General features: G+C 46.4%; 23 protein-coding genes. 2 read left to right on the plus strand and 21 right to left on the minus strand.

Annotated elements, in window-relative coordinates:
* Window positions 1-52 precede the first annotated feature (52 nt).
* Window positions 53-493 carry an RNA polymerase subunit sigma-70 gene (locus DHU66_RS08715; protein WP_108775563.1) on the minus strand — a complete coding sequence of 147 codons (441 nt, stop codon included), beginning with the start codon at window positions 491-493 and terminating at the stop codon, window positions 53-55.
* Between the two features lie 201 nt (window positions 494-694).
* Here DHU66_RS08715 and DHU66_RS08720 point away from each other — a divergent pair, with 201 nt between their 5' ends.
* Window positions 695-961 (plus strand): hypothetical protein, encoded by a 267-nt coding sequence (locus DHU66_RS08720; protein WP_108775564.1) that lies wholly within the window; start codon window positions 695-697, stop codon window positions 959-961.
* A gap of 54 nt (window positions 962-1,015) precedes the next feature.
* Here the strand turns inward: DHU66_RS08720 and DHU66_RS08725 are convergent, their stop codons facing one another.
* A complete protein-coding gene (locus DHU66_RS08725) occupies window positions 1,016-1,288 on the minus strand; it encodes a hypothetical protein (protein ID WP_108775565.1) in 273 nt (90 codons plus the stop codon).
* A gap of 17 nt (window positions 1,289-1,305) precedes the next feature.
* On the minus strand, window positions 1,306-1,731 hold the full coding sequence (locus DHU66_RS08730) for a hypothetical protein (protein ID WP_108775566.1): 426 nt from the start codon (window positions 1,729-1,731) through the stop codon (window positions 1,306-1,308).
* A 102-nt stretch (window positions 1,732-1,833) separates the two neighbouring features.
* Between DHU66_RS08730 and DHU66_RS12225 the strand changes: the two genes are divergently transcribed.
* Window positions 1,834-1,998 (plus strand): hypothetical protein, encoded by a 165-nt coding sequence (locus tag DHU66_RS12225; RefSeq protein ID WP_167836340.1) that lies wholly within the window; start codon window positions 1,834-1,836, stop codon window positions 1,996-1,998.
* Window positions 1,999-2,040: 42 nt separating this feature from the next.
* Here the strand turns inward: DHU66_RS12225 and DHU66_RS08735 are convergent, their stop codons facing one another.
* The 18 genes from DHU66_RS08735 to DHU66_RS08820 all read right to left on the minus strand — a co-directional run bounded on the left by DHU66_RS08735 (window position 2,041) and on the right by DHU66_RS08820 (window position 19,704).
* Window positions 2,041-2,904: a glycoside hydrolase family 25 protein gene (locus tag DHU66_RS08735; RefSeq protein WP_108775567.1), complete on the minus strand. Its 864-nt coding sequence runs from the start codon at window positions 2,902-2,904 to the stop codon at window positions 2,041-2,043.
* Complete coding sequence (locus DHU66_RS08740; RefSeq protein ID WP_108775568.1) at window positions 2,885-3,184, minus strand: phage holin family protein; 300 nt, start codon at window positions 3,182-3,184, stop codon at window positions 2,885-2,887. The genes DHU66_RS08735 and DHU66_RS08740 overlap by 20 nt, the downstream gene beginning before the upstream one ends.
* A gap of 2 nt (window positions 3,185-3,186) precedes the next feature.
* Complete coding sequence (locus DHU66_RS08745) at window positions 3,187-3,510, minus strand: hypothetical protein (protein WP_108775569.1); 324 nt, start codon at window positions 3,508-3,510, stop codon at window positions 3,187-3,189.
* 14 nt (window positions 3,511-3,524) lie between these two features.
* Window positions 3,525-5,060, minus strand: a complete 1,536-nt coding sequence (locus tag DHU66_RS08750) for a hypothetical protein (RefSeq protein ID WP_108775570.1) — start codon at window positions 5,058-5,060, stop codon at window positions 3,525-3,527.
* Entirely contained in the window at window positions 5,060-5,905 is an 846-nt protein-coding gene (locus tag DHU66_RS08755; RefSeq protein WP_108775571.1) for a hypothetical protein, read from the minus strand. Before DHU66_RS08755 ends, DHU66_RS08750 begins: the two co-directional genes overlap by 1 nt.
* 13 nt (window positions 5,906-5,918) lie before the next feature.
* Window positions 5,919-7,517 carry a hypothetical protein gene (locus tag DHU66_RS08760; RefSeq protein ID WP_108775572.1) on the minus strand — a complete coding sequence of 533 codons (1,599 nt, stop codon included), beginning with the start codon at window positions 7,515-7,517 and terminating at the stop codon, window positions 5,919-5,921.
* Between the two features lie 9 nt (window positions 7,518-7,526).
* Window positions 7,527-10,343, minus strand: a complete 2,817-nt coding sequence (locus DHU66_RS08765) for a hypothetical protein (protein ID WP_108775573.1) — start codon at window positions 10,341-10,343, stop codon at window positions 7,527-7,529.
* A 20-nt stretch (window positions 10,344-10,363) separates the two neighbouring features.
* Entirely contained in the window at window positions 10,364-10,732 is a 369-nt protein-coding gene (locus DHU66_RS08770; RefSeq protein ID WP_108775574.1) for a hypothetical protein, read from the minus strand.
* Between the two features lie 6 nt (window positions 10,733-10,738).
* Window positions 10,739-13,612 carry a phage tail tape measure protein gene (locus tag DHU66_RS08775; RefSeq protein ID WP_108775575.1) on the minus strand — a complete coding sequence of 958 codons (2,874 nt, stop codon included), beginning with the start codon at window positions 13,610-13,612 and terminating at the stop codon, window positions 10,739-10,741.
* A 375-nt stretch (window positions 13,613-13,987) separates the two neighbouring features.
* Window positions 13,988-14,359 carry a hypothetical protein gene (locus DHU66_RS08780; RefSeq protein WP_108775576.1) on the minus strand — a complete coding sequence of 124 codons (372 nt, stop codon included), beginning with the start codon at window positions 14,357-14,359 and terminating at the stop codon, window positions 13,988-13,990.
* Window positions 14,360-14,362: 3 nt separating this feature from the next.
* A complete protein-coding gene (locus DHU66_RS08785) occupies window positions 14,363-15,013 on the minus strand; it encodes a major tail protein (RefSeq protein WP_108775577.1) in 651 nt (216 codons plus the stop codon).
* Window positions 15,006-15,359, minus strand: coding sequence for a hypothetical protein (locus tag DHU66_RS08790; protein WP_108775578.1), 354 nt, complete (start codon window positions 15,357-15,359; stop codon window positions 15,006-15,008). Before DHU66_RS08790 ends, DHU66_RS08785 begins: the two co-directional genes overlap by 8 nt.
* A complete protein-coding gene (locus tag DHU66_RS08795) occupies window positions 15,352-15,732 on the minus strand; it encodes an HK97 gp10 family phage protein (protein ID WP_108775579.1) in 381 nt (126 codons plus the stop codon). Before DHU66_RS08795 ends, DHU66_RS08790 begins: the two co-directional genes overlap by 8 nt.
* A gap of 4 nt (window positions 15,733-15,736) precedes the next feature.
* A complete protein-coding gene (locus DHU66_RS08800) occupies window positions 15,737-16,069 on the minus strand; it encodes a phage head closure protein (RefSeq protein ID WP_108775580.1) in 333 nt (110 codons plus the stop codon).
* Window positions 16,069-16,335: a head-tail connector protein gene (locus tag DHU66_RS08805; protein WP_209451793.1), complete on the minus strand. Its 267-nt coding sequence runs from the start codon at window positions 16,333-16,335 to the stop codon at window positions 16,069-16,071. The genes DHU66_RS08800 and DHU66_RS08805 overlap by 1 nt, the downstream gene beginning before the upstream one ends.
* An 11-nt stretch (window positions 16,336-16,346) precedes the next feature.
* Window positions 16,347-17,549, minus strand: coding sequence for a phage major capsid protein (locus tag DHU66_RS08810; RefSeq protein WP_108775582.1), 1,203 nt, complete (start codon window positions 17,547-17,549; stop codon window positions 16,347-16,349).
* An 18-nt stretch (window positions 17,550-17,567) separates the two neighbouring features.
* Window positions 17,568-18,377, minus strand: coding sequence for a head maturation protease, ClpP-related (locus DHU66_RS08815; protein WP_209451794.1), 810 nt, complete (start codon window positions 18,375-18,377; stop codon window positions 17,568-17,570).
* 13 nt (window positions 18,378-18,390) lie between these two features.
* Window positions 18,391-19,704, minus strand: coding sequence for a phage portal protein (locus DHU66_RS08820; protein WP_108775584.1), 1,314 nt, complete (start codon window positions 19,702-19,704; stop codon window positions 18,391-18,393).
* Window positions 19,705-19,719 lie beyond the last annotated feature (15 nt).

Genomic DNA, 19,719 nt, shown 5'->3' on the forward strand with positions numbered 1-19,719 from the left:
TTTCCTCCTTCCCTTTTCGGTAGTCTATCTATCACTCCAAACGGCTACTATATCAACGATTTTCCGCGTATTTACGGGCTTTTTGATGCCCGTAGTAGTCCAGGACATAGTGCTCATGACAGCAGTATTTGCGGTTCTTATTTCCATATGAGGTGAAGGTCTTTCCGCAATATGCACAGACTTTTGTATAGACCGCTTCGGGATTCTGTTTCATCAGATCACGGTTTGCTTTCCAATATGCGCGTCTGCAGGCATCTGAGCAGAAGCGTCTCGGTCTGCCTTTCTTTGGCTGTTCCATCATCCGGCCGCAATAAGCGCACGCTTCTTTTTTCTCGATCTGATCAGGGAGATCCTTGTTTTCACGAACAGGGTTTATGTCCTTACACTGTGCTCTGATAGTGGCTATCGTTTCCCCTGTATATTCCACGAGCTTTCGCATGCTCATACCGTTTTGTCTGAGGGATCTAATTTCTACTGATTTTTCTTCATTCATGGTCATCACTCCTTCTGACTGATAACCGACACAAAGACCCTGTTTTTGTACAAAGGTTGTTAATTTTCTTAACTTGAATTCTGTTCGTGAAAGCCGGAATTGATTTTGTTTTTCCGTCCAACCAGGAGTTGTTTGACTATAGCTGCTTTTCGATTTAATTACTTACTGCCGTATAGGAATTAGAAGGAGTGTTAAAACACAATGACAAATGAAGGAAGAATCAAAAACATGTCAGATGAGGAGCTGGCACATTTCCTGAGTGGGATTACCGGAGAGATTGGTTACGATCTGAATGGAGCGGATGATTTCCATGATTTTGTGAACCATCAAATCTGCGATGATCAGGATATCTGCCCACTTGATGGAAAAGAATGCCAGCTGAACCATGGCATTGACGATTCCTGTCCATATGATCCATGGCAGAGAATCCAGTATTGGTTACATATGCCTGCAAAAGAGAACAACTAAAAAATGGGTGCCGTCCTGCTTGTCCAACAGGAAGACACCCTTTCAAGTTCGTTTTTACAATTGTGATAAAAGATCCTTGTAGATTTCTCTCATATTTCCTTCATATGGAGGTTTCCAATCCGGATTATGCTTTTTAAGATAGCTCTCGCAATCTTCTACATATGATATTGCCTTATCCAGATCAGCAATTGTCCATTCTCCATCCTTGATTCTGTTGCGCACGTCATCCGGTCCTTGCCTCAGCAATGAGGACATAGCTCCTACATCCATTGGATCGTAGTTCATGGAATCAAATTTCAAATTTTCATAACGGTTATATTTAGGCATGTTTTGTTATCCTTGTTTTATGGCTTTGTAGGACCAATCGTCATATCGCTTTCATCTGTCACAAATGAATAAATTGGAATTCCGTATCCACCATCTTCGTCAAAAGCACTCATCAGTTTTTCAAGAAAAAAACCTATCCAATCCTTTGATGGTTCTTCAGCGCCGTCAACTTGTGGAGTCATCCAAATTCCACTAGCAATTTGCTGTGTTCTTGTGTTTAATGCAATTCCAATTGCCATGTCATAAAAATCAAATGTTCCTTCAAAAGCATGAACATCTGGATTATTAACATCGATCTGTGATTCTAATTCAGGTGGGATAATCGCATCAGTGATCATCATTCTACCCTTAATTGGGCCTTCCTCTTTTTCGAAGTTCTTGATTCTATCCTGTATGATATCCATGTGCTCCACTTCAGAAAACAACTTAGGATCCTTTAGCATATATCCTCCTATTGGCACCTAATTAATGCCATCTCAATTTTAATGATATTAAAATTGCTATCGCTACTGTTATTATCTTATATTATGTATAGAGGGTAAAGCATGAATAAGAAAGAAAAACTTTCTAAGCATAGTGGCTTTGAAGCACCTGCTATTGGAGAAGTCGTGGAAATTCCAGAGGGCTATAAAAGGATTACCGATAAGGATGGAATCTCCCACATAGTAAAAATTGATGATGAGACTGTTGAATACAGAAAAGAAAAATAGCGGCCAGACAAGAGAACTAAATCTCCCATCTGACCGCTTTCCTTATGCCTTTCTCAGATTCTTAACACTGATTGCTGCAGTGACTGTGCCATTCACGCCAATGACAGCACGCTGGCCATTCAGCTCCATCACGGTATAGGTGCTGTACCAGAGTTTGAATCTCTGGCCAGTCCAAGTAACCGGATTGATGACCTTCACTCTATCTCCAACCTTAATGCCGGAAGAAACTGGTGCTGGAGCAGGTGCTGGCTTTGCTGCAGGTGCAGCTGGTTTCGTTCCAGCCTTATAGCCATTGAAACCACCATTCCGTATCGTGGTCGGATAATCGATATAGCATTCATCCATATCCACATTTCCGTTGATACCATTCACTCCTCCAGAACTGGAGTACTGCCAGATGCCAAGGTTAGCTGTGGCCCAGGTGCACTTGCTGCCATAGCGGGCAACCCACCAGGTGAACGGCTTCAGAGCATCTCTGTTCAGTCTGTCATGGAATCCAGACAGATCGGATGCATAAACACCGGCAAAGCATCCGGCCTGCTCCATCACTCGACAAAAGCCAATGCAGGCTTCAGTGTTGCCATTCTTATTCGTTGCATTCGGCGCCTCGAAGTCAATATAGACTGGCATATCAAACTGCTTTCCGGACAGGAAGGTGAGAAACCTTCTGGCATCCGCTTCTCCATCTGCTCTGGATTTGCAGCCAGGGCCGACAAAATAATAGGCACCCACATGGATGCCTGCATTCCTTGCTCCTGCATAGTTGGCTTCAAACTGAGGATCCTTATAGAATCCTTTATCAGATCCACCTGCTTTGATGATGGCAAACTTAATACCAGCAGCTTTCACTGCTGGCCAGTTAATCGTTCCCTGCCACCTAGAGACATCAATTCCCTTCATGCTCATTTTCGTTATCCTCCTTGCTTGCTTTACCAAGCTGCTTAACAGCCTGATTAACGCCTGTTGCCGCAAAGCCACTAACAATACCAACTGCGATTGCATTCACAACATCACTGACTGGAAAGTCCGGCATCACATACAACCCGACTACACCGAGTACTGCTCCGACCGTTCCGCAAATCACCGGAATCCACTCATCATTGACGAAGTTCGATGCCTTGCAGGCTGTGCCTACCAGATAGGCAATGACCGTGATCGCTGCTACACTTGCAATTCCAAAATCCATAGTTATTCTCCCTTCTTCTCTTCTGCCTCATATGGCAGTTCCAGACATTTCTCATACAATCTCGTCCCTGTACCGTTCCCGCCTAACTGCTTATATGGCGTGTACAGATATTCGAGATTATTCCGATCCTCCAATGTGCAGTAACCGCGGGCAATAAAAAAGCTGCAGGCCGAATACAATCGATCATGCAGCAGAGCCACGATTCCTTCACGAAGAATCTCATATTCACTTTTCTTTGCCTTCACCTGTTTGATCAGCCATCCGATGATGGCAATGATCACAGCGAAGAGTTCCTCCACCCAGTAGCGGACAATAAACTCAACCATTGGAAACCACCTCCTTAAGCGACATGCTTTGTGATGTCATATACTTCATTGACTGCCGTAAATTTACCGGAGGATTCATCCACCCGATAAAACGAAACACACTCTCCTTCACTGATTGAAAAGACAGTTCCAAAGAATGAGAACGTTCCAGATTTATTGCCCTGCATTTTCTCCATGCGGAGCATTGCATCTCCGTTTTCAAACAGATACAGTTCCCAGATTTGATTCGCAGAACCATCCCGGTAATAGGAGTATCCTTCCCACCGGAACTTATAACAATCAATATCCAGATCCGTAATGTGGTAGTTGCCATGCGAAAACAGATGAGCTTTCGCATCCTGCCGATTGATCCGGATCTCTTCATTTGACGATCCCGTTACTCCAATCCATGAATTCGTACTCACATATAATGAGCTGTACGTTTTTCCAGCATATGGCCACTGAAACAGTTCATTGCTATAGGTGTAGGTAGAATCATCTACATCGTTCTTCAGGCAATAGGACAATCCATTTTTATCCTTCGTCAATTCAATGAGTGTAAGATTTTTAATCGGACTATCTGCACTGACATCATGCCTGGAAGGATCGTATTTCTCATAGACGATCTCAAAAGCAGTTCCGTAATAATTCTTTCGATAGACAGAAACATATCCTCCCACTCCTGGGTTCCTGAAGTTCTGTCCATTTATCTGATAAGTGCCACTGCTATTCGTACCGAGGCTGGTAATCCGAATATAGAAATCTCCATTTCCAAGGAAATACACATCCCAGATTCCTCGATTGGCTTCACTCTGGCTATAAGGCATATAGCCATTCCACGTGACTCGAATTAAGGATCCTACATCATCCATCGGCATTTCATATAGGCTGATGATCTGATAACCATTGTCTCTGCCATTTACATACAAGGTGATATTCCCCGCCTTAAAACAGCAGTTGCCATCCACAGAGCAGGATTGAAATACATCTCTGCTTTTCTTTAAAGTTGAAAGCGTATCTGCAAATCCAATAATCGAGTATTTCTTAAGACTGATATTACAGGTTCCCTGATCAGAATACGTGCTGGTGATGATCTGCCTGCCAAGGTTGGTCTGATCAAATAAATCCAGCGTATTGGAAACCGGCAGCCTGCACTGAATGGATCCACCATTGTGATGCAGATAGCCGTTCTTCTTGACTCGAATCTTAAAGGTATCACCGGCATGAATCTTTGTGGTGTCCAGTGTCAGCTTGAGCAGCAGCCGATTGACGAACTGTACGCTTGTTACTGCATCACATTCAATATCATCCAATGTGATATCCGGAGACAGGATCGTATCGGAAAACAGCCAGACCGTATTCACATCATGCGGCATAGTCGCTGTCACTGTTTCATTCTCGTCCGTTATAAAAACATAGTTCTTCCCGCCAGCGCCAACTGTTCCATCTGTTGGGATGCTGAGGATTGCAGAGGCCATTTCTGAAACCTTGTACTTTGCATCCGTCCCCAGCTTATCCCGGATGGCATCAGCGATCATTTGAATATTGGCTTCTGTATATAATTTCTTCATCAATACTCTCCTACATCGCCATCATTGAAATTCCTCATGACTTCTGCAATCTGCTGATCAATCTGTTCCTTTGTGTACGTATCCTCCACACGATTCTGAATGCCATCCACTTCACCCTTAGTATAGGTGTCCTCGATCCTCTGCTGCATGGCAGTCACTTCATCCTTGGTATAGAACGGAGATTCATAATCATCAGTCTTGCCACTGATCTGCACATGGACCACGTTGCTATCTCTGGAGCAGTATTGTCCTTCATCTGGAAAGCCAATGCAGAAGCATTCATAGTTTCCATTGACCAATGGTGGATCCACAGTAGTCACCAGATCATAGGTAATATGATCCGTGGAGAATGCTCCATCCTGCATAATGATCCGATAACACCTATACTTGGAATTCTCTGCCGGTGTAATCGTAAAAGTGAGCAAACCATTCTTATTCTTTACCACGCTTAATGACGGAGCTTCCATCTTTCCACTTTCCGGATTGACCGGTGCTAGGATTCTGGAAATATCGCGAAAGGCAAGTTTGTAAAAGGCAATGGCTCCAACATCCGGGAATGCCTTCACACCTAATCGTTCGAGACGGTTCCCGGCAATTCTCTGACCAGGAGCGTTCCAAGTCAGCTCATCATAATCGGTATAGGACCATGCCTCTTTATCCTTATCATATACACCGATAGCATGGCTGCTCTTGTCCTCCTCCGTCATGTTGTCTGGTCGCACATAATACTGAACAATCTCGCCATCCCGCGCTTCATGGATGATGGAAAGCTGCGTGACAATCTTCGGTTCCGGATTCTTATCGTAGGCTGTCAAGTCAATTGTCTTTGCAAAACTCAAAGCCATAAAGACCTCCTTCCTAGACGGTGATTTCCAGACTGCCGGAATAATCAATGACAGTTTCAGAAGTCTTGAATGGCCGATCCATCTTTACACTCATCGTAATCACGGCTCCATTAGCCGGAGCTTCTTTGAAATGGATATAGCCATCCTGCACTTTGCCAAGGAAAGGAACGGCATTAGGATCGGCGCTAAATTCAACAGTGCTTGTATTCACAGTTGTCTCCAATTTCCAATACCTGCCCTTCGCTTTAAAATCGACTAACAGGTCTTTCTTATTCTCCTTCACCTCACTGAACACCTGAGTATAAGTTTCTCCATCGGAAGAAACGCTCAGCGTATAAGTCGCATTGGTAAAGGATGCCGGAAGATGAAACTTATTCAGCTCGTATTCTGCGCCAAGATCAAAGATTACCGGGCTGTTCTTATAGATCTGAGAAACAAACTCGGAGTCCCTTGCATGATAATAATTTCCATTTGTATTACCAAAGTCTTCTGCCTGATTTGCTGGCCATCGATAAAGTGGTCTGGTAAACAAGCCTACGCCATAATGATTACTGTTCCGGTTTCCACCAGATGCTTTTGCTTTGGCGAATGGAGTCAGCTCCTGCAGCATTTCATGGTTATTGTCATTGATAACCGTATAATCAACGCCTCTTGTCAGCGTCTTTCCATCCACGGTAATGGAGTCTGAATCCTTAACAAAGTAACTGAATGGGCATAAGAAATCCTTTGTACTTCCATCCCCTGTTCCAACTGGATAGTTCGTTACATCGTAATTTGGAATCAGCTCAGCATTTGGAAGTTCTGCATAGCAAATACCTCCAATCATGATGGTATTGAAATACACAGGGTAATCGAGAAGTGTAGCCGGTGCTCTGAAATCGAACTTGGCCGTTCTCTTTCCATCCTTCACTTCATTGCTGGCTGCTGCATGGCCATAGCCATAACAAGAAGCACTGACAAGATATGGATAATAGCTGGTGCCAATGTAAGAGTATTGCTGCTGCATCTCTCCATCACCAATGGCGGCATTACTGTTTGTGCAAAGCTCTAAAAACAGCGTACCAAGACCGCCCCATTTATACCTTTTCTCTTCACCCTCATCATCTTTCGCCTGTTTGATATACATCTGCGTATGCCTGATTGGCACAGGCTGCCAAGGACTATTAGCTCCCAATGTCATGGTGATTCGTGCTGTCACGATCACCCTGGTCAAATCATCTTTTTCGATGGTCATAGGGTTGCCTTCAGCATCCTTAATCAGAGCATGCGTTACCATCGTGGATCCAATCAGAATACCAAGCTCTGTGATGGTTCCAACATGAGCAGTATCCGGCGGAATTTCACCAACCAGCGTATGGATCGCAGCCTGCTTTTCTTCATCCTTGGTTACCGTCTTTGTGCAGCTGATATCCCACAGCTTTGTAAATACATCGGTATCCGTCTTTGCTGGCGTCCCTGTTCCAGAACCTAAACGAACACCAGAAAAATCAAAGTTCTGATTCAGGATGCTATTCAGGACCACATTGCCAAAGTGATATTCTTTCACCCGTCCTAATTGTTCCACCCTGACGGTATATTCATTTTTGAAATTGATCTTACATCTGCTTTTCATGAGTTCTCCTTAAATTGGTGCATCTCCGGTATAGGAAGTCGTAATCGTGCAATTGACCATCGCATTAAACTGTCCGACATCATCCACACCGATGTTCTTTCTGCCTACCTGTTTGGTCACAAGAGAAAAGGCAGCGGAAGCCTGGAATGTTCCAGAATCCTCTGCTGTCTTCGGATAGTTATTCACCTGTCTGACTTTCTCTGTTGTTGAGGCGTTAGCAATAAATGCCGCCTCCTCGTCAACTTCGATATTAATGACGATGATCGGCCGTTCCACGGTCCAGTTGAAATCCTGGTCCGAAAGAAGAATCCGATGGACGTTGTTATCGTTGGAAAGATAAAAACGGCAGTCAGAGCCAAGAATCGTGACTGCAAGTTTCGCTTCCTCTGCTCTTGTCGCAGCAATCTCGTCTTTCGTTGTGATCACAAGGTCTGTTCCATCCAGCTTCAAGGAATACTTGGAACGGGCCAGTTCTTTTCCATTCAGTACAACCTTTACTTCGTCCGAAAAATTCTTGTCAACATTCCGTACTGGATATGGATAGCGGATATGAAATTCTTTCTCTGGTGCGGTTGGATCATCAAACTGAACCGCATAGCCATCAAAGTTAATGATATCTCCATTACGGAAGAAACTGAATCCAAGTTCTGCGTCACCATTAAATCCCGCATTTTCCGGATAAACAGACTGACCAACATAGGTCCGGCCTGTGATCATCCAGACATTGTGCTTTTCATTGGAAAGTTCAAAGCTCAGACGGTAATCGTTCAGCCGATGCACATTGGCTTCTCTCCAAGACTCGTTGTTAGCGATTCTGATTGGATTGGACCAGACCTTCTTTCCTGTTTCTGTATTCAGCGTATATTGCCGATACCAGACGGTCTGATCATTCTTTACATAAACAACCACAAGTCCCTGGTCCTGTTCCGGATACATTTCAGAACTATAGCCTTTGCAAGCATGGACGGAATTTACTCCTTCTTCCATCACAAAGCGGGTAAATTCATCGGTGCCATGCTGGGCATACAGAGTATGTTTGGAGGTGTCCGAAATCCAGAAGATCCATGGCTCATCATCAGTTTCGATAGTAAACTTCTCGGCTCCAGTCCTTAACACCCAGGTGCCATCAAACTCGATAGCTGCATCCAGTGCTTCTCCCGGTGTATAGACACCTTCCCACTTTATTGGTGCAGTGCCATCGTCCTGGTATTCTCTGCGGCTGACAAGCAGCTTTCCATCTTCAATTCCGGCGCACCAGATCTGATCCGGTCCATTGGATTCCAGAAGCTGACGCATCGTGATATCCCGGATGTCCATTCCGATTTCATCCACAGCCTCTGCAAAGTTCCCGGCATTGATCGTATAGAAAATGCTTCTGGTCGGAACATGGATCGTCCCGACAGTGCATTGTGCAGTGATCGTTGCCGTGTGTGTTCCAACCACGCGATGCAAATAAGAATGAGGAATACCTATCGTTCCATCCCCTGCTGGCAAATCATAGATCAATGGCGAGTACAGTTCTTCCACACCAAGATCATAAATGCGAATAATCAGCCGGGTAGATTTCTCCGCCCGGTAGTGCATCAGAAAGTGACCTTCCACATCTGCTTCTTCTTTGATGTAGTAGGTTATCAAACCGGCGATTCGTTCTGTCTGGCCAATCAGAACTTCACTGGTGTTGTAGTCATAAAGCAGGTTATTGATGGAATCCGTGATGGAATTCACCTGCTCCATCAAGCCGGAGATATTTTTGTCTGACTTACTGTTTGCCGTTTCCAGCGCTGGATTCTTTCCCACGCCTTCCATTTCGTATTTCTGGTTGTAGGTAAAGACATACTTGGTCATACAGAAGAGTTTGTCATCATCTGCATACCCACCTGTGAAATGGAAAACGTCCATCAGATCATAGGCGGGATTTCCAATCATCGAAGCTGTGAACGGGACGTACTGAACGCTGCTCAGTGCATTCAGGATATTTCTCCGGATCATTTCCAAGCTATGACCACTGTCACCAGATTGGAGAAGCGGATTCATGCCAAGGTTATAAGTCAGGCCATCATCCACCGCTGCGGCATAGTATCTGGTCATCTGATCTGCAATATCCACACAGGAAAGACCGGTATATCTGGTGATATAATCGCCAAACTTGCAGCCGGTGAATCGATGCTTGGCATCAATCTGATCGACTGCCGTTGTGCCATAACTCCGGAATACAATCTTTCCTTCCCGATCTGCAAATACATTACAGGCAAGCGACTGCGCCAGCCACGAAATCAGATCTCTCCAGGTATCGATCTCGTTATCCGGATATAGTGTGAAGGTCACATCACCATTAGCGAAAGATTCGAATTCTTCCGGTGTGGTTGCCAGTTCCAAGCCGCAGGACCGGCAGGCAAGAGAAGCAATCCGGTATGCTTTGCCAGATAACTTGGAAACAGAGAATGACTTATCGAGCTTGGACATATTGTCATAGGCCGTAATCTCGACTCCACTTTCTCCCCAGTTGGCTTCTGAGATTGTAAAGATTCCCAGCGGAATATCCTCATATTCTCTAGTTGCAAGCCTCATACCAAAGGAAGGCCGAATCTCTGCATCCTTCAGAGCATATCGTTCTGATTCCAAGCCAAGGAAGGTTGCTTTGAGTTCTGCCGTATAGACCTGTCCTATCTGAACCTGTGTCGTATCGGAACACTGATTCGTAATGGAAAAGGATCCAGTGAGGATATTCTTATCGGCAAATTCTGTCTTCCCGATAGAGCCGCGCATCCGATAGCTCTGCACGTCTTTTTTCATCGCTTCTTTATACGCATCGCTTACCGAATACATGGCATCCTCCCTTCCATCAATCAGAATTCATTCAGATCAAACGACACAACATACAGACCATTGGTCCTTTTCGTCCTTTCCGAGTTCTTCTCCGGACCAGACTTAAAATTCCGGATTCGCATCGTCCGGGTTTTATAGTCCTGCGTTTTCAGATCATAGAGTTTTACCTGGATGCTGTCGTGATCCCGGAATTCTGCAAACTTCGCAGCCCATTTACTTGAGCAATTGAAAGAAGCAGAGACACTCAGCTTGTCATATCGAATGACAACGGTCTGATCCGTCCCTGCTTCTGTCTGATTTGTATTTTCAACGACTTCATAACTCTCGTGCCATGATTCTGGAGTGAAGAGCTTTGTATCATCAAAGTAAATCGGATAGTCACTTAACACGATCCATCACCTTCCTCCAGAGCGATAGGCTGCACGCTGGTTGGCCCGAACAACGATCTCATCAATCCGTTCCTGGCCAATGTAGACCGGGATGACTGTCGTGCCGCCACCAACTCCAGCAAGTGCAGTCTGTACAATATCGACAAGTTTATCGGTTCCAACAACGGCTTCCTGCCCTGCTTCTCCTCCGCCAAGGAGTCTGCCATTAGCAGCTCCGAAGATGGTCGGACTATTGAGAAGATAGGCATCGTCCATGGCCTTCTTATACCAGTCAATCGACAGATGCGGAACCGAAGGCGGATCAATGGACAGCTTTCCACTGATACTGAAGTGCGGCAACTTGATATGTGGCAGCTGAAGCTTACAGTTGGAAAAGAAACTGCTGATCCGGTCCAGCGCACCTTTGACGATGCTCTTTGCCCCATCCATGACAGACGAGAACTTGCCTTTGATTCCATCCAGAATATTCCCGGCAGTGTTCTTCGCCGCATTCAGTCCATTTGAGATTGTATCCTTTACCGCATTGATAGCCCCGGTCACGATATTCTTAATCGCGTTCCAAACTGTGCTCATCACATTCTGGATACTGGAAAGCACACTGCTGATCTTGGAACTGATGGCATTCCAGACTGTGGAAATCACAGAACTGATGGTGTTCCATACCGAGCTGGTCACACTGCTGACAGCATTCCAAGCTGTAGAAACAGCTGACTGAATGACGCCAAGTACGGAGGAGAATACTCCGCTGATGGTATTCCAGATCGTACTGAAGAAGCTGCTGATTGCAGACCATACACTGTTCATCACACTGCTGATGGAAGTCCAGGCATTCGAAATAAAGCCGCCGACCGCCGACAATGCAGAGCTGACTGTGCTCTTGATGCCTTCCCATGCCTTCGTCAGAATCGGACCGAAGTTCTCCCAGATAAAAGACCAAGGAAGAATCAGGATCTGTGCAGCTCCCTGCAGAATGGATCCCAGCAACATGATTCCGGTCTGAACCACATTTGTGATCGTATTCCAGACATTTGAGATAGCTTCACCCATCGAGGAGAAGAAATCACCGATCTGACTGAAGAATCCCTTCACTGCTTCTACTGCATCGGAAACAATGGATTTGATCCCATCCCAGAGTCCGATCCAGAAATTCCGGAAGGATTCACTCGTATTCCATAGATAAACAAAACCGGCCACCAGAGCCGCGATGGCTGCGATGACCAGTACAATAGGATTTGCAGAAAGCACTCCCCATAGTCCGGAGACTGCTCCTTTGACTGTACTGATAACAGATGGAATCTTAGCAAATGCTGGTGCCAGTTTCATCAAAGCACCGACACCCGTTGCCATCTTGCCTATCACAATCAAGATTGGGCCGATAGCCGCCGCAATTCCAAGAAGAATCAGAGTCAGCTTCTGTGCTGCCGGATTCATGTTCATGATGGCATTCATGCAGTCAATCACTGCTTGCATCACTTTCGTAAATGCAGGAGCGACCAACTGACCAACCGTAACCGTCAGAACATCGAAGGTGGATTTTAACTGCTCAATCGTACCACCCGTACCAGACATCAAGGCATTTGCCATGTCATCCGCAGAACCGGATACATCATCCAGTGCATCACGGAGTCCCTTGATATCGGATGGAGAAGTCTGAATTAATGTCAGCCATTTGGCCATCTGGTTCTTACCGAAGATATTACTTGCGGCTTCCAGTTTCTCCTGATCAGACAATCCAGAAAAAGCACTATTCAGATTCTGGAGCACGGTCGGCATGTCTTTCAATGTTCCGTTGTCATTGAAGATGGCATAGGTCTGTCCTGTGGAAAGTCCTAATGCATCCATCGCTTCAGCGCCAGACTTTGCTGGAGAAGCCAGTCTTGCCAGGCCTGTCTTCAGAGCATCTGCACCCTCGGAACCGGAAATACCTGCATTACCAAATACATCCGTGATGGCAGCAAGATCCTTCATGCTCCATCCGACAGTTTTACAGATCGGACCAGCAACCGACATAGCATCGAAAAGCTGTGTTGTATCGGTATTGGCCTGCGCCTGTGCTTTGGCAAGAACATCTGCGTAGTTGGCAGCTTCATCCGAATTGGCACCGAACATCTTCAATGCATTACCAAGACCGGCTGTAACCGTAGAAAGATCCGTTCCGGTGCCAGCAGCCAAACTCATGGCAGGTGTCAGCATATCCGTTGCCTGCTTTGCAGTAAAACCCTGACGTGCGAAGTTCAAAAGTGCATCCGCGGCATCCTGCATACCATAGACGGAATTCTTGGCAGATGTTCCCATCTGTTCCCAGAGTTTCTGGAAGTCAGCAGCGCTGTTGGCAGTGGTTCCCATGGTCTGTTTTACCAGGTTGAACTGCTTATCCACATCACCATAAGCATTCACGGCTGCAGTCGCACCAGCCACAATCGGAACCGTCACTCCGGCAGTCATCTTTGTTCCCGCACTGGAGATCTTATCTCCTACCTGCTGAACCTTATCGCCTGCGGCTGCGATCTGTTGTGCAGAGACAGAACCGAAGTTCTCATATTCTTTTGTGAGTCCTTTCAGCTTTTGTTCTGTCGCTTCGATTTCTCTTTGAAGAGCTTCGTACTGTTCTGTTCCAACCTTCTCGGAACCCATCTGTTTCTGGGCTTCTTTTAAGGTATCCAGTTTCTTCTTGGTTGCATCAATCTCAGTGCCAAGATACTTATACTTCTGAGACAGCAGATCCTTATTACCGGGATCCTCCTTCAGAAGTTTATTAACATCCTTCAGCTGAGACTGTGTTGTCCGGACCTGGGCATCAACTTTCTTTAAGGCATCAGTGAGCTTCGTGGTATCGCCATCCAGCTCAATCGTTATGCCCTTGATTCTGGAGCCTGCCATATCTGCTCACCTCCTTAAAAATGTGCAAAAGAAAACACCGACAGATTTCTCTGCCGATGCTTCATCATCTAATATGTTGTAAAAGGGTACCGGCCCGGTGATGCTTTCCCGGGTATCCTTTTGCCCTGCTTCTTCAACAGGTGTGTGATCGCATCATTTTTCACTTCCGGCACCCAATTAAAGTATATCCTTGATTCGCAGAATTGAATCAGAAGCTATCAAAATCAGACTGCGTTGCTACTTCGCTGTATTCTTCATCACAAAGGTCATTGCCCGACTCAATGATTAAATCCAAAATCTGACCCTCCTCCATCTGATCCAGTTCAGACAGAGAAAGGCCGATTTGTTTTGCCCGCAAAATATAAACCGCAGTGTTTATTTCCCGGTCGGTCGGGCGACTGTTTTTTTTGGTACAGAGGTTGTTGCTCTGGAGCCAAGATAAAGCGTCACAAAATCCTGCATATGAAGGAACAGCTCGGCACCGTCAAACTGATCGCACCATTCCAGAAAGGAATCAAAGCTCAGCTTTGTCATATCCTTTCCTTCGGCCTGCATATTCATGATATAGGCCAACTTATCGCCAACGCTTGTATCTGCTTTCCCGTCATCTACCTTTTCCATATTGTTAAGCATCACCATCAGATCCTGATGGAATACCTGCCGGAAACGATAGGCGGTTGTACCAGTAGCCAGAAAGTGAAATACCTTATTTCCTTCCTGGGTATCCAGCTGAATCTCTTTATACATGATTTACTTTGCTCCTTTCGCTGCACTCGGTGTAGTTCCGGATGTTTGCTTACCGGAATCACTGGTCTCTGCAGCCTTTCCTGTAGAGACATAGACCTCCTTGTACCAGTTCTGATACGTTTCATCACTGGTATTGGATGTGGAACGTGCCTTGATAATATTCTTATCAAGAGCTGCATTCTTGATACTGGTCGCGTTGATGGTCAGTGTTTCTGTCTGAACCTCAATGCTGTCTTCCTTGGTCTTGGACTCTACATTCGGTCTACTTGCCGTGCAGTTATACATGACGTGGCGGATCTGATTGATGTCTCCATCAAACTCAAACAGCAATGCGAAATGCACTGGCTGCGCGTCACTGTCTTCTATTAACACGCCATTGGAATCGAGAATTTCTCCCAGAACATTCTGTCTGAAATCCTCCGGAACCATGGCAGATTCAAAGTCTCCGTTATAGCCGGAGTTGGAATTCGTGGCATAGTACTGGATTCCATCAGCCCAGAAGATCGTCTGATCTCCCTGTGCTTCCAAGGACAGATTTACTGCACCCGGCCATGGAACCGGAACGGCATAGGTAGCTGTTCCATCATCATTGATGGTTGCAATCGCATAATGAACATTCTTAAGGTTGTATTTAACCTTGTTCTTCTTACTCATGTGCCTTAGCACCTCCTTCATCATCTGGTGCCGATGGCACCTCAAATTCGTAAATCACTTCATACAGGTTTTCGGATTCAATCCAGGTCTCATCCTTTTCATAGAAAATCCCGGCCTGTTTCAGAAGCTTCTGCAGCTTCTTCTCAAGAGCCGGGTCTTTTTCATCCGTATAAAGTTCGATATTCACAACATCTATATCAAAGTAGGTTTCTCCATCTGCCGCGAAGTTATCGCTCTCCGGAGTCAGATAACAGATAAACGGCGGATCAGGGCCTTCCCCTTCCGCAAAGTGATCATAGGCAAAGGGAATGCCAAGCTTCTTCAAAATCTGAATCACTTCATCCATCCTGTGCCTCCTTCTTGATATCCCGTTCCAGCTTCTCAGATACTTTCTGCTCCACTGGACGGATATGCGGGATTGCCCGCACTCTGCCGCCGCCTCGTTTGGCATGACCATTCTCCAGAAGATGCGTCAGCTGATATCTTCCGGCATGGACCACGATATCCATTTCCGAAGAGGTCTCTTTCAGCTTCTTCTGTTTCCAGCTCTTGGCATACCGGCCGGTCAGCTTCGGTGACGTTGCCTTCAGATCCTTTACTGCTTCTATTGCCGCATCCTTCACGGATTTCTTTACCTTCTCAGATAAGGATTCTTTATAATCATCCAGCGTTTCACTGACCACCTTGGAAAGCTGATCCGGTTTGATACGAACACTCATCCAATCACCTCCGCACAAGCGTTGCATGGAATTTCAGGCTTCGCTTATGGAATCCCATATCATCCACATGGTCGATGTTATAAATGCGGTCATTCAGAATGATTCGATACCCTTTACTGGTGACTGCTGCAGTCTCAGAAGAATAGCGGACCGTGAAATCCATCTTGTCCTCTTCCAAAGTCTGACCTGCATCATTCTCTTCGTTTCCGGTCTGATCCGATGCCGTTGCCCAGCAGGTAAAGACATCCTCCCAGATGGATTTATGATTTCCGATATCATCAATGACCGTGCTGTTCCGCTGAAATGTAATCCGAACATTCAATCCTGCAATATCCATCAGAACTTTGCCTCCCTTACTCCAAACAAAAGAGAACGCAGGGTAAGCATCAGATCCGTATGATCCGCTTCTTCCCTGTGTTCATAGAGGTAAGCCACTGCGTACATTTCAGCGGTCTTCACCACGGAATTCGTATCGTCAATCTTATCCTTCCGGCTGACATCCCGGACGAGGGAAACCGCCGTTTTCATCAGACTGTTGATCAGATCATCTTCATCCGATGTGTCTACCCGAAGATACTGTTTCACCTCATCCAGTTTCAGCATCAGGACTCACCTCACTTTGCGTTGGCAGTGCCGCCAGCCTTCAGGATCTGGACAGCTTCCGGCAGAACCAGAACGCCATCTACTCTCTCCTTGGCAACATAGCCAATCATGCCGTTACCTGCGAAGAGCTCACGAAGCTGCTGGAAAGAACGGGTGCCACGATCACCGATGTTGTAGTAGGAGAAATCACCGAAGGCCATCACCGGCTTGCCTGCTTCCAGAGTCGGTGCATAGGCAGAAGTTCTGACAGTATATCCACAAAGTCTGTCCGGCTCACCAGCCTGATAGGATGGCTGCCACAGGTAGGCTCCGTTGTTATCCTTCAGCTTTCTCAGCTCTGCCAGTGTCTGATCATTCATGATGAAGCTTGCCTTCTTACGATACGGTCTCTTCAATGCATAGATCAGATCAAGAACATCATCACTGGTAAGCTTGGTTCCAGTCAGCGTCTTTCCAATCTGGCCGCCCTTTGTTGCATCAAAGAGTCCGGTCGGCTTACCCTTGCCATCACCATTGAGAAACGCATCCTCTTCGGCATTGGCCAGTGCCTTACCGAACTGGGTAGTGATGTAGTTCTCCAGACCGAAGGCATTATCGTAAAGCAGCTCCTCTGTGATCTTGATTGCCACATGAAGCTTGTGAGCATCCAGAATGATCTGACCGAAGGTTGCATCAGAGAACTGAAGCGCTCCTCCCTCTTCAATCCATGCAGCCGCAGGCTTTGTTGCCGCGATATTGATCTTGTGTTCGCCAGAGGTCTTGATCGTGGTTCCAAGGGAACGCATGATATTCTCTTCTGTCAGAACATCAATCAGTCTTCTGTCCCATTCAGCCGGAACGAGATAACCGCCATCGGTATCAACGCCATCCTGCAGAACATCGGATACCTGTCTGAATCCGGATCTCATAGCAGCCAGTGCAGCCTTACGGTATGCATCGGATGCTCTTCCGGTCTTCTGCTCCTCCGGATCCCCGATACCAGGTCTTGCCGTAATCGGTGCACTCACCGGCTTAGCCAGTTCATCATCAATTGCCTTCTGGCGGTTCAGACGATCAATCTCCTTCGTGTAATCGGTGATGTCTGCCTCCATACGGTCATAGGCTTCGCTGTCCTCTTCAGACAGAAGTCCGTTTTCATTTCTGTGGGAATCCAGAAACTTCTTAGCTGCATCCCACGCCTGTGCTCTCTTTGTAATCAACTCCTGAATCGTCATTTTCTTATCCTCCTTCAATTACATGAGTTTTTTAATGAGGTCGAGACGCGCCATGCAGTCATCAACCTTATAGCCCTTCGGAGCTGTTGGCTCTTCTGGCTTTTTATCTTTCATCCGGTAGTGATTCACTACCTTGTTGGTAACGGCCTGTTCGGCCAGACGCTCGCTCCACAGCATTGGCATTCGTTCGTCCTTTGCGGGATCAGCGCCCGTGCCGCCCTCTGTGGCGGCCTGTTGGCCTTTCTGCGCCGGTTCCGGCTGGTTGCCGTAAAGCTGGTCGCGCTCGATAATCGAATCTACAAAGTGCAGATTCAGAGCCATCCTTGCATCCATCCAGGTCTCATTCTCCATAAGGCTTGCCAGCTTATTTCTGGAAAGACCTGTCTTAATGGCATAAGCATTGATGATGGAATCTTTCACGGAATCCAGCATCTCGATAGCCTTCTGCATATCGTTATGGTCACCGGATGCGATGGTTGCCGGGTTATGAATCATGATCATCGACACCGGACTTGCCTCCACGACATCACCAGCCATCGCAATGACGGATGCAGCAGAAGCTGCGAGGCCATCAATCTTGACCGTAACCTTTCCCTTGTAGTCCCGGAGCATGTTGTAAATGCTCGCTGCCGCAAAGCAGTCACCACCCGGACTATTGATCCAGAGGGTAATGTCGCCAGATCCACTATTCAGCTCGTCTTTAAAAAGAGCCGGTGTGACATCATCGTCAAACCAGCTCTCACTTGCAATCGTTCCATCCAAGAACAATGTGCGCTCTGTATTCTCACCTGCATCCGGATTATCCGGATCAGGCGCTTTATTCTTCACCCATCTCCAAAATTTATCCACGAGAATTTTTCCCCTTTCCAGCCTGATTGGCTTTCTTATTACTTATCTGTTTCTCAGATTCATCTCCGGTAGCAGTCTGATGGTAAGCGGCTCCTACTTCAGAAAGTTTCTGCATGGTTCCGTTTACCATATGGACGTTGCCACCTTCTTCATCAGACAGAAGATCCATATTCTCAAGCTCCCGGACATCGTTCACCGACATGAATCCGTTATTGATGCCAGTTGCATATCCCTGCATCCGGCTTTCGTAATTTCCTCTCAGCAAACCATCCGCATTCATCTTAAAGAAATATTTCTTCTTTTCTTCTGGTGAAAGCAATGCTTTATTCAGTCCTGTTTCAATCCGGATCATCCATGGCTGCAGGGTATACATAACGAATTCCAGGCCCTGTTCCTCAATGTTGGAAAAGGTCGCATGCTCCAGATCTCCAATCATATGCGGCGGGATTCTGAAAATACGGGCTATCTCGTCAACCTGAAACTTTCTGGTCTCAAGGAACTGACTGTCCTGCGGATTGATGGAAATCGGCTCATACTTCATTCCTTCTTCCAGAACAGCTACCTTGCCAGCGTTACGGCTTCCACCGAAGGTATTATTCCAGCTCTCCCTTAGCTTCTCAGGATCCTTGACCGTTCCCGGATGTTCCAAAACACCAGAAGGCGCTGCACCATTGGAGAAGAACTTGCTTGCATACTCATCACAGGCAAGGCTGGTTCCCAGTGCGTTCTTAGCCATGGCAATCGGACTGTAGCCGATCAAGCCATCAAATCCCAGCCCTGGTATATGCAGCACATCGTACGGAGTCAGATTGATCGTTTCGTTCTTCATCGTTCCGGCTTCATCACTCTGATGCGTGTACTGGTAATAAAGTCTGCCTTTTTCATCCCGATCCACAACCATCCGGTTAGGCATCAAAGGATACAGGCCCAGCACTTCCCCTCTTCCATTTCGTAAAATCTGGCAGAAGAAGTTTCCCCACAGGAGCAAATGCGTCATGGCTGTCTCCCGGAAGATAAAACTTGTCATCTCCGGATTCGGCTCATCATGAAGGAGAAAGTACAGCGGATGATCCACAGCTTTCTCTTTTCCACCCGTATCTTTATACCGGTACAGATGAAGCGGCAGACCGGCGATGGCTTCTGAGAGAACACGAACACAGGCATAAACCGCTGTGATCTGCATGGCAGAATGCTCGTTCACGACTTTCCCGGAGCTGGAGAATCCCATATAAAACTGATAGGAATCACCGGCCAGACTGTTCTTCGGTGATGCTCTTTTATGCTTGATATTAAATGGTCCCTTCATTTATCTCTCCTGTGT

The sequence above is a fragment of the Lactimicrobium massiliense genome, from assembly GCF_900343155.1.
In the GTDB taxonomy this organism is placed as follows: Bacteria; Bacillota_I; Bacilli_A; order Erysipelotrichales; family Erysipelotrichaceae; genus Bulleidia; species Bulleidia massiliensis.

What these genes read in the sequence shown, in the direction of transcription:
- DHU66_RS08715 (WP_108775563.1), bottom strand. Translation starts at nt 493, where the DNA reads ATGAATGAAGAAAAATCAGTAGAAATTAGATCCCTCAGACAAAACGGT.
- DHU66_RS08720 (WP_108775564.1), top strand. Translation starts at nt 695, where the DNA reads ATGACAAATGAAGGAAGAATCAAAAACATGTCAGATGAGGAGCTGGCA.
- DHU66_RS08725 (WP_108775565.1), bottom strand. Translation starts at nt 1,288, where the DNA reads ATGCCTAAATATAACCGTTATGAAAATTTGAAATTTGATTCCATGAAC.
- DHU66_RS08730 (WP_108775566.1), bottom strand. Translation starts at nt 1,731, where the DNA reads ATGCTAAAGGATCCTAAGTTGTTTTCTGAAGTGGAGCACATGGATATC.
- DHU66_RS12225 (WP_167836340.1), top strand. Translation starts at nt 1,834, where the DNA reads ATGAATAAGAAAGAAAAACTTTCTAAGCATAGTGGCTTTGAAGCACCT.
- DHU66_RS08735 (WP_108775567.1), bottom strand. Translation starts at nt 2,904, where the DNA reads ATGAGCATGAAGGGAATTGATGTCTCTAGGTGGCAGGGAACGATTAAC.
- DHU66_RS08740 (WP_108775568.1), bottom strand. Translation starts at nt 3,184, where the DNA reads ATGGATTTTGGAATTGCAAGTGTAGCAGCGATCACGGTCATTGCCTAT.
- DHU66_RS08745 (WP_108775569.1), bottom strand. Translation starts at nt 3,510, where the DNA reads ATGGTTGAGTTTATTGTCCGCTACTGGGTGGAGGAACTCTTCGCTGTG.
- DHU66_RS08750 (WP_108775570.1), bottom strand. Translation starts at nt 5,060, where the DNA reads ATGAAGAAATTATATACAGAAGCCAATATTCAAATGATCGCTGATGCC.
- DHU66_RS08755 (WP_108775571.1), bottom strand. Translation starts at nt 5,905, where the DNA reads ATGGCTTTGAGTTTTGCAAAGACAATTGACTTGACAGCCTACGATAAG.
- DHU66_RS08760 (WP_108775572.1), bottom strand. Translation starts at nt 7,517, where the DNA reads ATGAAAAGCAGATGTAAGATCAATTTCAAAAATGAATATACCGTCAGG.
- DHU66_RS08765 (WP_108775573.1), bottom strand. Translation starts at nt 10,343, where the DNA reads ATGTATTCGGTAAGCGATGCGTATAAAGAAGCGATGAAAAAAGACGTG.
- DHU66_RS08775 (WP_108775575.1), bottom strand. Translation starts at nt 13,612, where the DNA reads ATGGCAGGCTCCAGAATCAAGGGCATAACGATTGAGCTGGATGGCGAT.
- DHU66_RS08780 (WP_108775576.1), bottom strand. Translation starts at nt 14,359, where the DNA reads ATGTATAAAGAGATTCAGCTGGATACCCAGGAAGGAAATAAGGTATTT.
- DHU66_RS08785 (WP_108775577.1), bottom strand. Translation starts at nt 15,013, where the DNA reads ATGAGTAAGAAGAACAAGGTTAAATACAACCTTAAGAATGTTCATTAT.
- DHU66_RS08790 (WP_108775578.1), bottom strand. Translation starts at nt 15,359, where the DNA reads ATGGATGAAGTGATTCAGATTTTGAAGAAGCTTGGCATTCCCTTTGCC.
- DHU66_RS08795 (WP_108775579.1), bottom strand. Translation starts at nt 15,732, where the DNA reads ATGAGTGTTCGTATCAAACCGGATCAGCTTTCCAAGGTGGTCAGTGAA.
- DHU66_RS08800 (WP_108775580.1), bottom strand. Translation starts at nt 16,069, where the DNA reads ATGGATATTGCAGGATTGAATGTTCGGATTACATTTCAGCGGAACAGC.
- DHU66_RS08805 (WP_209451793.1), bottom strand. Translation starts at nt 16,335, where the DNA reads ATGCTGAAACTGGATGAGGTGAAACAGTATCTTCGGGTAGACACATCG.
- DHU66_RS08810 (WP_108775582.1), bottom strand. Translation starts at nt 17,549, where the DNA reads ATGACGATTCAGGAGTTGATTACAAAGAGAGCACAGGCGTGGGATGCA.
- DHU66_RS08820 (WP_108775584.1), bottom strand. Translation starts at nt 19,704, where the DNA reads ATGAAGGGACCATTTAATATCAAGCATAAAAGAGCATCACCGAAGAAC.